This window comes from Corallococcus interemptor, assembly GCF_003668875.1.
GTDB lineage: Bacteria > Myxococcota > Myxococcia > Myxococcales > Myxococcaceae > Corallococcus > Corallococcus interemptor.
This window is the reverse complement of the sequence record NZ_RAWM01000126.1, coordinates 14,132-27,024: the sequence shown is the minus strand read 5'-3', so window position 1 is coordinate 27,024 and position 12,893 is coordinate 14,132. Positions and strand designations below refer to the sequence as shown.

9 protein-coding genes, 1 tRNA gene and 1 pseudogene are annotated in these 12,893 nt (G+C 70.2%); 5 read left to right on the top strand and 6 right to left on the bottom strand.

Annotated features, from left to right (window positions below; genetic code table 11):
• A pseudogene (locus D7X96_RS31430) lies at positions 1-355 on the top strand (hypothetical protein); the annotation flags it as partial.
• A gap of 107 nt (positions 356-462) precedes the next feature.
• Here D7X96_RS31430 and fdxA read toward each other — a convergent pair.
• The 4 genes from fdxA to D7X96_RS31410 form a co-directional block, all read right to left on the bottom strand.
• Positions 463-798: a ferredoxin FdxA gene (gene fdxA / locus D7X96_RS31425; RefSeq protein ID WP_120550947.1), complete on the bottom strand. Its 336-nt coding sequence runs from the start codon at positions 796-798 to the stop codon at positions 463-465.
• A gap of 111 nt (positions 799-909) precedes the next feature.
• A complete protein-coding gene (asd, locus tag D7X96_RS31420) occupies positions 910-1,998 on the bottom strand; it encodes an aspartate-semialdehyde dehydrogenase (protein WP_121724081.1) in 1,089 nt (362 codons plus the stop codon).
• Positions 1,999-2,067: 69 nt separating this feature from the next.
• Positions 2,068-2,454, bottom strand: a complete 387-nt coding sequence (locus D7X96_RS31415; RefSeq protein WP_120550945.1) for a rhodanese-like domain-containing protein — start codon at positions 2,452-2,454, stop codon at positions 2,068-2,070.
• 66 nt (positions 2,455-2,520) lie between these two features.
• Entirely contained in the window at positions 2,521-3,672 is a 1,152-nt protein-coding gene (locus D7X96_RS31410; protein ID WP_120550944.1) for an acyl-CoA dehydrogenase family protein, read from the bottom strand.
• Between the two features lie 132 nt (positions 3,673-3,804).
• Here D7X96_RS31410 and D7X96_RS31405 point away from each other — a divergent pair.
• Positions 3,805-3,876 (top strand) — tRNA-Cys (locus D7X96_RS31405).
• 75 nt (positions 3,877-3,951) lie between these two features.
• On the opposite strand, the gene D7X96_RS31400 is transcribed toward D7X96_RS31405, so the two are convergent.
• Positions 3,952-5,625: a right-handed parallel beta-helix repeat-containing protein gene (locus D7X96_RS31400; protein ID WP_306437738.1), complete on the bottom strand. Its 1,674-nt coding sequence runs from the start codon at positions 5,623-5,625 to the stop codon at positions 3,952-3,954.
• A gap of 22 nt (positions 5,626-5,647) precedes the next feature.
• On the opposite strand from D7X96_RS31400, the gene D7X96_RS31395 reads away from it, so the two are divergent.
• The 3 genes from D7X96_RS31395 to D7X96_RS31385 all read left to right on the top strand — a co-directional run bounded on the left by D7X96_RS31395 (position 5,648) and on the right by D7X96_RS31385 (position 9,834).
• Positions 5,648-7,519, top strand: a complete 1,872-nt coding sequence (locus D7X96_RS31395; RefSeq protein WP_244219793.1) for a SpoIID/LytB domain-containing protein — start codon at positions 5,648-5,650, stop codon at positions 7,517-7,519.
• 119 nt (positions 7,520-7,638) lie between these two features.
• Positions 7,639-8,883 (top strand): energy transducer TonB family protein, encoded by a 1,245-nt coding sequence (locus D7X96_RS31390; RefSeq protein ID WP_120550943.1) that lies wholly within the window; start codon positions 7,639-7,641, stop codon positions 8,881-8,883.
• A 51-nt stretch (positions 8,884-8,934) separates the two neighbouring features.
• The gene (locus D7X96_RS31385; RefSeq protein WP_121771418.1) at positions 8,935-9,834 is read left to right on the top strand and encodes a cation diffusion facilitator family transporter; all 900 of its coding nucleotides are present in this window, start codon (positions 8,935-8,937) and stop codon (positions 9,832-9,834) included.
• 66 nt (positions 9,835-9,900) lie between these two features.
• Here D7X96_RS31385 and gcvP read toward each other — a convergent pair whose 3' ends face one another.
• Positions 9,901-12,801, bottom strand: coding sequence for an aminomethyl-transferring glycine dehydrogenase (gcvP, locus tag D7X96_RS31380; protein ID WP_120550959.1), 2,901 nt, complete (start codon positions 12,799-12,801; stop codon positions 9,901-9,903).
• Positions 12,802-12,893: the final 92 nt, after the last annotated feature.

The following is a 12,893-nucleotide window of genomic DNA, read 5'->3' as shown; positions in this document are numbered from 1 at the left end:
TCCCCCTCCCACCCGTGAAGAGGGCCTGGCGCGCGCCTCCACGCCCGAGGCTGCCCGCGTGGCGAGCGGCGCCCCGGAGAGCACCGGGCCATCCGGTCCGCCCGTCGCGCAGGTCGAATCCACCCTGGCGCTCATCGAGAAGATCGAGGTCTTCGTGAAGTCCCAGCGGCCGGCGCTGGGCCTGAGCCTGCGCGGGCCCATGGAGGCCACCGTGGAGGTGGAGCGCACGGGGCCCCGGGAGGTGGCGCTGCGCATCCAGGGCCGCCATGGGCCCGTTCCCACCGAGGACGTGGCCCGGCTGCGCGACGCGCTGGAGGCCCGGGGGCTGCGGCTCAGCGTCCTCCAGGCGGGGTGAACGTCCTGACGATGCCCTTCCCGACTCCACGAACGACGAAGACCCCCACGCCTGGGGGCGCGAGGGCCTTCATCACGACGGGCGCGCTCGGGCGGCTCGGCCCGCGGTTACTTCCCGGGCGCGGTGCTCAGCTCCGCGCGCTTGCCCTTCTTGTCCTTGTACTCCTCGGCCTCGGGCAGGGCGGCCTTCTTCTCCGCGATGTTGGGCCACTTGGAGGAGTAGTCGGTGTTGAGCTTCTTGTACTCCGACCACTCCGAGGGCAGCTCGGTCTCGGGGAAGATCGCCTTGGTCGGGCAGACGGGCTCGCAAGCGCCACAGTCGATGCACTCGTCCGGGTGGATCACGAGGAAGTTCGCGCCCTCGTAGAAGCAGTTGACCGGGCACACCTCGACACAGTCGGTGTACTTGCACTTGATGCAAGGCTCGGCGACGACGTAGGCCATGTTGATCTCTCCTCTGTGCGGAAATCCGCGCGTCCGTGGCCGCGCACAGTAGATGGTTGCGGCCAGGGTTGGCACCCTGAATTTAGGGCCCCACCCCGCCCGCTTCCCCGGTCAGCCCAGCAAGCCCTGCGCCCGCAGCAGCTCCGCGACGAGGATGGCCCCCTTGGCGGCCCCCATCTTGGTGTTGTGGGAGACGAGCACGTACTTGAAGCCGTTCTCCAGCACCCCGTCCTCGCGGATGCGGCCCACCGTGGTGGCCATGCCGCCGTGGGTTTCCCGGTCCATGCGCGGCTGGGGGCGGAACGGGTCGTCCAGCACTTCAATCCACCGGGGCGGCGAGGACGGCAGGTCCTTCGCCACCTGGGCACCCTGCCACTCGCGCATCGTCTGGGCGACCTCCGCGACGGTGGCCTTCTTCCCCAGGGACACGAAGACGGACTCGGTGTGCCCCTCCAGAACGGCCACGCGGGTGCAGGTGCAGGAGACGCGCACGTCGTGCGGGGTGAGCGCCGCGCCCGCGGGGTTGAGCGCCCCGAGGATCTTCTTCGTCTCCACCTCGACCTTGTGCTCCTCCTTGGGGATGTAGGGCACGACGTTGTCGAGGATGTCCAGGCCGATGACGCCCGGAGACCGCCCGGCGCCGGACATGGCCTGGAGGCTGGTCATCAGCACGGCCTTCACGCCGAAGCGCTCGGCCAGGGGGGCCAGCGTCACGGCCAGGCCGGTGGTGGTGCAGTTGGGGATGGGGACGATGAAGCCCTTCCACCCGCGCTGCCGGCGCTGCTCGTTGATGAGCGGGGCGTGGGCGGCGTTCACGGGGGGGATGAGCAGCGGCACGTCCGCCTCGTAGCGGAAGGCGCTCGCGGCGGAGAACACCGGGATGTCCCGGGCCAAACGCGGCTCGATTTCCCGGGCGACGTCCGCCTCCACGGCGGAGAAGGCGATGTCGTAGTCCCTGGCCTGGACGGCGTCGCCGCTGACCACGGTCATGCGCGCGATGGCCTCCGGCAGCGGCTCCGGGACGAACCAGGCCAGCATGCCGTTGGAGGCGCGCAGGGCGTCCGCGTACGTCTTGCCGGCGGAGCGGGGCGAGGCGGCGAGCCCGGTGAGCTCGATGAACGGGTGGTCCTTCAGGGCAGCGATGAACTGCTGACCCGCGAGTCCGGTGGCGCCAATGAGCACGGCGCGAAGCTTGGCCATCGTGGGGAGTCTCCGGTGGGGACGGCAGGGCGGTCCTTACACCGTTTCACGACGCGCTGCATCCGCCGCTCACCGGTGGGCGTGGGAGGGAGCGCGCGCGTGGCGTTCCGTGGGGTAGCCCCCCGTCACCCAGGCATGCAGTCCGCCGGCGAGGCAGACGGCATTGCGCCCCCTCAGGCGCAACACGCGGCAGATGCGGCGGATGTCCGCGCAGTCCTGGGTGGTGCCGCACAGGACGATGAGCTCGTCGTCCGGCAGCATCGACAGGTCGTGGGCGATCTCCGAGGCCGTCATGCGCAGCGCGCCGGGGATGTGGATTTCAAACCGCTCCCAGTCCATCGCGTCGCGGCAATCCAGGACGAGGACATCCTCGTCCCCCAGACGCATGAACAGCTCATCGCAGATGATGGTGGGCTCCACCGGGACCTCCCCCAGGCGACAGACTCCATCGAACATGAACCGGAGGGCTTTTTCCCCTCTTCCCGCCTGTCCGCCCGCCTGCCCCTGGGAGGTCCCCGGGCGCTAGAGCCCCAGCTGCTTGGCGATGATTTCGTTCATCACCTCACTGGTGCCGCCGCCAATGGGCCCCAGCCGCGCGTCGCGCCAGTGACGCTGGATGTCGTACTCCATCATGTAGCCCGCGCCGCCGTGGAGCTGGAGGCACTCGTCGGCCACGCGGCAGCAGGTCTCCGTGGCGACCTTCTTGGCCATGGAGGTCTGCGCGACGGCGTACTCGCCGGCCACGTGCAGGCGCAGTGCGTGGTAGGTGAGCTGCCGCGCGCACTCACGGGCGGTGTACAGGTCCGCCAGCTTGTGGCGCACCACCTGGAAGCCCGCCAGCGTCTGATTGAAGGCGCGGCGCTGCTTCACGTGCTCCAGCACGGTGTCCAGCATGTCGTCCATGGCGCCAATGGCCCCCAGCGCGAGCGACAGGCGCTCCCACTGGAAGTTGCCCATGATCTGCGAGAAGCCCTGGTTCTCCACGCCCAGCAGGTTCTCCGCGGGCACGCGGCAGTCCTCGAAGAAGAGCTCCGCCGTGTCGGACGCGCGCCAGCCCACCTTCTGGAGCTTGCGCCCCACGCTGAAGCCGGGCGTGCCCCGCTCCACCACCAGCATGGACAGCCCCTTGTGGCCTCGCGACGGGTCCGTCTTCACCGCCAGCACCACGAAGTCCGCCCGCACCCCGTTGGTGATGTACGTCTTGGAGCCGTTGACGACGTAGTGGTCCCCATCGAGGCGGGCCGTGGTGCGCAGCCCCGCCACGTCCGAGCCGGCGTCCGGTTCGGTGATGCCCAGGGCGCCAATCTTCTCCCCCCGGATGGCCGGGGCCAGCCAGCGCTGCTTCTGGGCCTCCGTGCCGAAGAGGTGGATGGGGCCGGTGGCGATGGTGAACTGCCCCGCCAGCCCCGCGGCCACGCCGCCGGAGCCGCAGCGGCCCAGCTCCTCCAGGAGCACCGCCTCATAGAGCTCGCCGGCCGCCGTGCCCCCATAGGCCTCCGGGTACCTCAGGCCCAGGAAGCCCAGCTCGCCGAAGCGGGTGAAGAGCTCCCGGGGGAACTCCTCCCGGGCCTCCCAGTCCGCCGCGAACGGGCGCAGCTCCTTGTCCACCACCGCCCGGACGGTGCGGCGGAAGGCCTCGTGCTCTTCCTGGAAGACTCCATGGCCGTGCAGCATCGTGTGCTCCCTCGCTTGCCAGGGCCTGACGCCCCGCGCCGCATCGTAGCGGGAGGAGAAGCGCGCCTGGATGGTGTTGCTTCCTTGACCGGCTCACCCGGGGCTGCGTATAAACCCGGCCCCAATCGCTGCGGCGCCATAGCCAAGTGGTAAGGCAAAGGTCTGCAAAACCTTCATTCCCCGGTTCGAATCCGGGTGGCGCCTCACAGAAAAAAGGCCCGATGCGGAAACTTCCGCATCGGGCCTTCTGCTTTTCCGGGGGTGCTTTCCCGGGTGGGCCTAGCAGCCCAGCTCCACCGCGCCGATGTCAGGGGCCGCGCCGCAGAAGGGCTGGCCCTGGTCCAGCCCCTTGTCCTGGGCGGCCGGGGACGGCGCGAAGAGTTCCGACACCGTCACGTCACCGCCGTTGGAGGTGGAGTCCCCCACCGCGGACTTGAAGGCGTCCAGCGCCTGGAGCTGGCCGTTGTTCTTGAACTGCGTGCCGGCCGGATAGAGGTTGTTGCTCATCTTCAAGCCGGGCGCCTGGCCGCCCATGTCCACGCTGATGGGCGAGTCCACGAGGTTGTTCTCCACGCGCAGGGCCTCCGTGGGGCCGCCGGTGCCGTGGCCCAGGATGATGCCGGCCCTGGAGCGGGTGATGGTGTTGTTCACCACCACGGTGCCCTTGGAGTTCTCCAGGCGGATGGCGGTGCCTTCGCCGCCGCCCGCGTCGGTGATGTCGTGCACGCGGTTGCGGCGCACGACGACGGACTGGGGCACGGGGCCCTCGTGGTTGCCGCCCACGGAGATGCCCTTGGCGCCGTCATACACCTCGTTGTCCTCCACCAGCACGTTGTTGGCGGAGTAGTGGATGACGACCACATCGCCCTTCGCCGTCTCCGACGGCAGGAAGTGGTGCATCCGGTTGTTGCGGATGATGACGTCGTGGCACGTCTTGATGTCCACGGCGTTCTCCCGGTTGTTGAAGAAGTGGTTGTTCTCCACCAGGAGGCCCGTGGCGGGCGGCAGCTGGCTGAAGCCCTCGGGCCCCAGGCACTGCACGGAGTCACCCGAGTTGTCGTGGATGTCGTTGTTGCGCACCGTCACGTCGTAGGACGCGGGCTGCATCACGATGCCGTGCGAGTCCTTGTTGCCGGTGGTCCGCACGAAGTCGTGGATGTTGTTGTTCTCGATGGTGGGGCCCTTGGCGTTGTTGAAGAAGGTGACGCCCGCGCCGCCGGTGCCGTTGTGCAGGTCCGAGTTGGCCAGCACCGAGCCCTGCACGTCCCCTTCGAACGTCACGCCGAAGATGGGCTGCCCCTCCACGTCGATGTCGAACCCGTCAATGACCCAGTTCGGACGGCGCACCTGCACCGCCGCGCCGGAGCCGCTGCCGGGGGTGAGCTTGGGAAGGCCCTCGCCCTGGAGCGTGATCTTCGCCTCGGGCGTGCCGGCCTTCGCGTTGTCGCCCAGCACCACGCGCTCCGCGTAGGTGCCCGCGAGCACGCGGATGCGGTCACCGGGGCCCGCCTTGCTCACCGCCATGCCGATGGTGCGCAGCGGCGCGGCTTCCGAGCCCTCGGCGCCGTCGTTGCCGTTGGGGGACACCACCCAGTCGTGGGCGGGCGTGGTGGCGGCGGTCTCCGCCATGGCCTGGGCGCTGACGGCCGGCTGGGGACCGGGCCCCGCGAGGGGCGCATGGTCCGCGTGCTCCGGCATCCGCGCGGCGGGGGTGTTCTCCACCGGCTGCACGCCGATGGGGGGGGCCTTGCCCGGCGTCGTGTTCGTCTTCTGCACCGTGCCCGAACCACCGGTCCCCGCGTTCGTCGCGGGCGCCTGGGTGCCCGCGTTGGACGAGCCGCCCGTTCCTGCGCCGGTGCCCCCGCCCGGACCACCGCCGCCGCCACAGGCGGGCAGTCCAAGCATCAGGGTGCAAGCGGCCAGGGAGGCCACCAGGGTCTGTCGCGTCTTCAATCGGTTGCCTCCAGAAATTCGCATGAGCAGGGGCAACGCGTGGCCTTGGGCGTTCTATTCACTGCCGGTCATCCGGCAACGGACGCGCCGCAGGGGGAGGGAGAACCGTGACGGTTGGCCCCATGGCGGCTACGGTGCCGCCGCCGTGTCCAAAGCCGTCCTGCTCCTGACCGCCCTGCTGCTCGTCTCCTGCGCCACGCCGGCGCCCACTCCTGCCCCCAGCACCCGGGGCGTGGGCGAGCCGGAGGTCTCCGTCCCCGCGAAGCCCGTGGACGCGGGCGTGAAGCCTCCGGCGGCTCCTCCAAGTGGCCTGGAGGATCCGCTCACGTCGGGCCTGCCCGGGCCGGAGGAACTGAAGCGCCTGGACTTCCGCAACGGCGAGCCGCGCCTGCCCATCAAGCTGATGGAGGGGCGCGACGTGGTGACGTTCTCACCGCGAAGCCGGATGCGCCTGCGCTTCGGAGGCCCGGGCGACAAGATGCTGGACGCGCCCGCGGGCTCGCGCTGGACGGTGCGGGTGACGCAGGGCGAGCCGGCCCAGTGGAGCGCGCGCGTGCAGCTGGGCGAGTTCCGCTTCGCGGACAAGGCGGGGCTCGCGGAGGCGCAGGAGACGTGGCGCTCGCGCGGGTTCGCGGTGCGCACGCACACGCTGGGCTCCGTGTACGGTATCGCGGGGAAGGTCATCGACAACCGGCGCTACCTCCTCCTGGGCGACGAGGCGCTGACGCCCGCGGCCGCGGCGGAGCAACAGGCGGAGTTGCTGCGCCGCTACGGCCAGCGCACCACCCTCTTCGAGGAGGTCCGCAAGCCGTCCAGCGCCATCCTGGAGCTGAAGGACGAGAACGACGCCGTGGTGGGCCTGGCGCAGGACCGGCTGGACGCGGAGACGCCGGATGGCAGCGGCTTCGACGTGCGGCAGGTGGAGTACGGCGTGGGCTACGACTTCCACGCCTTCGAGGACCGCAGCTTCCGCGGTGCGCTCCAGTTCGCGGTGGACCGGAGCGGCAAGCTCGCGGTGGTGAACGTGGTGGGCCTGGAGGACCTGCTCAAGGGGCTGGTGCCGTCCGAAATCTTCGCGCGCGCCCACCCCGAAGCCCTCAAGGCCCAGGCCGTCACCGCGCGCGGCGAGGTGCTGGCGAAGGTGGGCATCAAGCACCTGGCGGATCCGTACCTGCTCTGCTCGGAGCAGCACTGCGCGGTGTACCGGGGCCGCACCGGCGAGGCGGCCAGCACCACGGCCGCGGTGGAGGCCACCCGGGGGCAGGCCCTGTTCAGCCAGGACGGGCGGCTGGTGGACTCCGTCTACAGCGCCGTGTGCGGCGGCCACACCGAGGACAACGACGTGGTGTGGGGCGGCCCGCCCGATGCCAGCCTGCGCGGCCGGCCGGACTTGCTGGAGCCCGCGCCGGACGTGCCCGGCCCGTCCAACCTCAAGGCATGGCTGGCGACGTCGGACGTGCCCGCCGCGTGCAAGCTGTCCAGCTTCGCGCAGCCCACGAAGTTCCGGTGGGAGAAGCGCTTCACTCAAGGCCAGGTGGACGCGCTCACGGAGAAGCTGGGCGTGGGGTCCATCCAGGGGCTCGCCCTGTCCGAGCGCGGGGTGTCCGGGCGTGCCCGGCTGCTCACCGTGTCCGGCACGAAGGGCGCCACCCAGGTGCGCGGGGAGCTGAACATCCGGCGGCTCTTCGGGATGCTCAACAGCAGCATGGCCACCGTGGAGGCCGAGCGGGACGCCGAGGGCCGGCTCACCGGATGGCTGTTCCGGGGCGGCGGCTGGGGCCACGGCGTGGGCATGTGTCAGACAGGCGCCATCGGCCGGGCGGAGGCCGGGCAGCGCTATCCGGAGATCCTTCGCTTCTATTTCAATGGGGCGGAGGTGGCCCCCATCTACTGAGATGAAGCGGACATTTCGGGCGCGACAACGCACGCGCTCGTGAATCTCTTCCATGTCCCGGCTGTTACGGGCCGCACGTTCGGGACTGAAGAAGCGGTCCGGAGGTTTATCATCAGGCCGTGGGCACGGGTTCCTCGACAGACTGGCGTCAGCGCCGCGCGCGGAAGCAGCGCGGCCTGCTGCGCTATCTGGTGGCGGCCGTCCTGGCGCTCCTGGCCCAGGCCGCCTTCGTGGGCTTCGTGCTGCTGGTGTCCGCCGTGCAGGGCACCCTCCCCCATGAGAAGCGCCCTGCCCGGCCCACCTCCGTGGCGGTGAGGCCGCTCACGTCGGACCAGTGGGCGAAGAACCGCGGGACGGCGACTCCGCAGCAGACGAAGCCCCGTCCCACGGAGAAGCGCGAGCCGAAGGAAGAGAAGAAGCCGGACGAGACGAAGCCCAACGGCCAGGTGGTGGACGTGGCCCCGGGCAATGATCAGCAGTCCCCGGACGCGAAGTACCTGGCCGAGCACAACAACACGGTGGAGCAGGAGACGCGCGCGCGCGACCAGACGGCCTTCTACCGCAACGCCATGCCCCAGCGGACGGCGCCCCAGAAGCAGGAGGGCGCGGCGCAGGACCAGGTGCAGCCCCCGCGCGTGTCGGGCAACAACGGCACGGGCGCGGATGACCGGGCCCCGTCCCAGGGCGGCAAGAAGCCCGTCTTCGAGATGCCGGAGACGCGCCGCAAGCAGGAGATCGCCATGAAGACGGATCCGCGCGAGCGCGGCCCGGGCATGGCGGTGAAGAACCAGTCGGAGAGCGACGCCACCGAGGGCAACGCGAAGCGCCTGCGCATCCAGCCCGGCCAGAGCGAGGAAAGTGAGCAGGAGGGCTCCGCGGGCCGCGTGGGCTCCCCGGGCCTGGCCACGCTGATGCCGTCGCAGGCGGCCATGGACAAGGTGGTGGGCGCGGCGCCCAACGACATGCTCCGCGACCAGGAGGAGGGCGACGGCACCTTCCTCAACACGCGCGAGTGGAAGTACGCCAGCTTCTTCAACCGCGTGAAGCAGAGCGTGGGCATGCACTGGAACCCCAACGAGCAGCTGCGCCAGCGCGACCCGACGGGGAACATCTACGCCGGGCGCGACCGGCAGACGCTGCTCTCCATCACCCTGGACGAGCGCGGCGCGGTGAAGGACATCCAGGTGGAGAAGAGCAGCGGCCTGGACTTCCTGGACATGGAGGCCGTGGCGTCCTTCAAGCGCGCGCAGCCCTTCCCCAACCCGCCGTCGGGCCTGCTGGGCCAGGACGCGACGGTGCGCTTCCAGTTCGGCTTCTTCCTGGAGATGGGCGGCGGCCCCCGGATGCGGCTGTTCCGACAGTAGGCCCCACGCAGGCCTCGCGGTGGACGGCGTGGAGCACTACCCTGCCCCGCCGTGGAAGCCCCTCTCGTCGACCGCAGCGCCGCGCTCCAGGAGCGCAACCGGAAGGTCCGCTTCGTCCTGCTGGCCATCCTCGTGGCCAACTGGGTGGTGGCCGCGGCCAAGCTCGTCTTCGGCCTCATGGCCCAGTCCGCGTCGGTGACGGCGGACGGGCTGCACTCGTTCATCGACGGCAGCTCCAACGTGCTGGGCCTTGTCGCCATGGGCGTCGCGTCACAGCCGGCGGACGCGGACCACCCCTACGGCCACGGCAAGTTCGAGGCGCTCGCGTCGCTGGGCATCGGCGCGATGATTGGCGTGGGCATGCTGGAGCTGGGGCGCATGGCGTTCGACTCGCTCCTGCACGACAAGCACCCCACGGTGTCCCTGACGATGGCCGCGGTGATGGTCTTCACGCTGGTCATCAACCTCGTCGTGACCCGCGTGGAGCGGCACTACGGGCAGAAGTACAAGAGCGCCCTCTTGCTCGCGGACGCGCAGCACACGCTGTCGGACGTGTTCGTGACCATCGCGGTGCTCGTGTCCATTGGCCTCGTGGCGCTGGGCTTCCCTCGCGCGGACGGGCTGGTGGCGCTGGCGGTGATGGTCTTCGTGGCGTGGGTGGCCTACGGCATCGTCCGGCAGGCGGTGGGCATCCTCTCCGACACCGCGCGCCTGGATCCGGCGCAGGTGTCCCAGCACACGCTGGCGGTGGCGGGCGTGCGCTCGTGCCGCGACGTGCGCAGCCGGGGTATGGAGGAGAGCGTCTACGTGGACCTGAAGATTGAGGTCGACCCGCAGCTCACCACCGCGCAGGCCCACGAAGTGGCTGACAAGGTGGAGGAGACGCTGCACGCCGCCTATCCGCAGGTCGTGGACGTGGTGGTCCACGTGGAGCCCGCGAAGGCCCGCTGAAAACACGAGGGCCGCCTTCCGTTGAACTGGAAGACGGCCCCGGTGACTGCTGCCTGTGACGCCTGCTTACGCGACCTTCTGCGAGGGCGTGTCGTAGTCCTCGATGGGAGGGCACGAGCACACGAGCTTGCGGTCACCCAGCACGTTGTTCAGGCGTCCCACGGACGGCCAGAACTTGTTGTCGCGGACCCACGGCGTGGGGAACACGGCCTGCTCGCGGGTGTACGGGCGGTTCCACTCCGGCGCGGTGAGCGTGCGCGCGGTGTGCGGCGCGTTCTTCAGGACGTTGTTGTCCTTGGGCGCGCGGCCCTCCTCCACGTCGCGGATCTCCTGGCGGATGGCGATCATCGCGTCGCAGAAGCGATCCAGCTCCGCCTTGGACTCGGACTCCGTGGGCTCGATCATCAGCGTGCCCGCCACCGGGAACGACACGGTGGGCGCGTGGAAGCCGTAGTCCATGAGGCGCTTGGCCACGTCCTCCACCTCCACGCCCGCGGTCTTCTTCAGCGGGCGCAGGTCCACGATGCACTCGTGGGCCACCCGGCCGCGCTTGCCCCGGTAGAGCACCGGGTAGTGCGGCTGCAGCCGCTCCGCGACGTAGTTGGCGTTGAGGATGGCCATCTTCGTGGCCTGCGTCAGGCCCTCGCCGCCCATCATCTGCACGTACATCCAGGAGATGAGCAGGATGCTGGCGCTGCCCCACGGCGCCGCGCTGATGGCGCCAATGGCCTCCGCCCCGCCCGTCTGGATGACGGGGTGTCCGGGGAGGAACTTCACCAGGTGGGACGCCACGCAGATGGGGCCCATGCCCGGGCCGCCACCGCCGTGCGGGATGCAGAACGTCTTGTGCAGGTTGATGTGGCAGACGTCCGCGCCCACCAGGCCCGGCGCGGTGAGGCCCACCTGCGCGTTGAGGTTGGCGCCGTCCATGTACACCTGGCCGCCGCGCTCGTGGATGATGGAGCAGATCTCCCGGATCTCCTCCTCGAACACGCCGTGCGTGGACGGGTACGTCACCATCAGCGAGGCGAGCTTGTCCTTGTGCTCGTCCGCCTTGGCGCGCAGGTCGTCCAGGTCGATGTTGCCGTTCTCGTCGCACCTGGTGACGACGACCCGGTAGCCGGCCATGACCGCGGAGGCCGGGTTGGTGCCGTGCGCGGAGGACGGGATGAGGCACACGTCGCGGTGCCCCTGCCCGCGCGCCTGGTGGTACGCGCGAATCACGAGCAGGCCCGCGTACTCACCCTGGCTGCCCGCGTTGGGCTGCAGCGAGCACCCGGCGAAGCCCGTCACCTGCGACAGCGCGTTCTCCAGCTGCTCGAAGATGACCTTGTAGCCGGCCGCCTGCGAGGTGGGCGCGAACGGGTGCAGCTTGCTGAACTGCGGCCACGTCACCGGGATCATCTCCGCGGTGGCGTTGAGCTTCATGGTGCAGCTGCCCAGCGGAATCATGGAGTGCGTGAGGGACAGGTCCTTCGCCTCCAGCCGGCGCACGTACCGCAGCATCTCCGTCTCGGAGTGGTAGCGGTTGAAGACCGGGTGCGTGAGGTACGCGCTCGTGCGGCGCAGCTCCGGCGCCAGCGGGCTCTCCAGGCCTTCGGCGACCTCGTCCAGGTTCACCGGGGACGCGGACTTGTTCGCGCCCTGGATGAAGGCCGCGAGGATGTCCTGCACGTCGCTCGGGCGCGTCGTCTCGTCCAGCGCCAGGCCCAGCGTCTTCTCGTCGATGCGGCGGAAGTTCATCTTCGCGGCTTCCGCGGCGGCCAGCACCCCGCGCACCTGCGGAGACGTCAGCTCCACGCGCAGCGTGTCGAAGAACTGGTCGTACTTCGGCTTGAAGCCCAGCTTCGCCAGGCCCCGCGACAGCACCACCGTGAGGCCGTGCACGCGCTCCGCGATGGCCTTGAGGCCCTCCGGCCCGTGGTAGACGGCGTACATGCCGGCCATCACGGCCAGCAGCACCTGCGCGGTGCAGATGTTGCTCGTGGCCTTCTCACGGCGGATGTGCTGCTCGCGCGTCTGCAGCGCCATGCGCAGCGCGGGCCGGCCCTGCGAGTCCTCGGACACGCCGATGAGGCGGCCCGGCATCACGCGGGTGTAGGCGTGCTTCGTGGCGAAGAAGGCGGCGTGCGGGCCGCCGTAGCCCAGCGGCACGCCGAAGCGCTGCGCGCTGCCCACCACCGCGTCCGCGCCGAACTCGCCCGGGGGCGTGAGCAGCGTGAGGCCCAGCAGGTCCGCCGCGACGACGAACAGGCCGCCCGCCGCGTGCACCTTCTCTCCGAAGGCGCGGTAGTCGTGCACCACGCCGTCCGTGGCCGGGTACTGCACCAGCGCGCCGAAGAACTTCTTCGCGGACAGGTCCACCGTGCGGTGGTCGCCCACGACGACCTCCACGCCCAGCGGAATCGCGCGCGTGCGCACCACGTCCACCGTCTGCGGGTGGCAGGCGTCGGAGACGAAGAACGCGCCGGTGCCGTCGCCCTTGGCGTGCATGGCCAGCGCCATGGCCTCCGCCGCGGCGGTGCCCTCGTCCAGCAGGGAGGCGTTGGCGACCTCCATGCCGGTGAGGTCCGTCACCATCGTCTGGAAGTTGAGCAGCGCCTCCAGACGGCCCTGGGCGATCTCCGCCTGGTAGGGCGTGTACTGGGTGTACCAGCCCGGGTTCTGGAAGATGTTGCGCAGGATGACGTTGGGGACGTGGGTGTCGCTGTAGCCCATGCCGATGAAGGACCGGAACACCTGGTTCTTCGCCGCGATGGCCTCCAGCTGCGCCAGCACCTCGTTCTCGCCACGGCCGGCGGGCAGGCGCAGGGGCTCCTGGGAGCGGATGGCGGGGGGCACGGCGCTCTCGATGAAGGCATCGAGCGAGGTGACGCCCAGCGTGGACAGCATCTGCTTCACTTCAGGGGTCTCCGGGCCGATGTGCCGGCCGGCGAAGGACTCCTGGTACTTCCAGTTGAGGGACATGGTCGGAAGGGCTCGCGTGAGGTGCGTCAAGAAGGTCGGCGTCCGAGCGGGCTCGGTGCCTCATGGAGCGTCTCTAACAACCGGGACGCCGG

Coding starts and splice junctions, on each gene's coding strand:
- D7X96_RS31410 (WP_120550944.1), bottom strand. CDS start 3,672: ATGCTGCACGGCCATGGAGTCTTCCAGGAAGAGCACGAGGCCTTCCGC.
- D7X96_RS31395 (WP_244219793.1), top strand. CDS start 5,648: ATGAGCAGGGGCAACGCGTGGCCTTGGGCGTTCTATTCACTGCCGGTC.
- asd (WP_121724081.1), bottom strand. CDS start 1,998: ATGGCCAAGCTTCGCGCCGTGCTCATTGGCGCCACCGGACTCGCGGGT.
- fdxA (WP_120550947.1), bottom strand. CDS start 798: ATGGCCTACGTCGTCGCCGAGCCTTGCATCAAGTGCAAGTACACCGAC.
- D7X96_RS31415 (WP_120550945.1), bottom strand. CDS start 2,454: ATGTTCGATGGAGTCTGTCGCCTGGGGGAGGTCCCGGTGGAGCCCACC.
- gcvP (WP_120550959.1), bottom strand. CDS start 12,801: ATGTCCCTCAACTGGAAGTACCAGGAGTCCTTCGCCGGCCGGCACATC.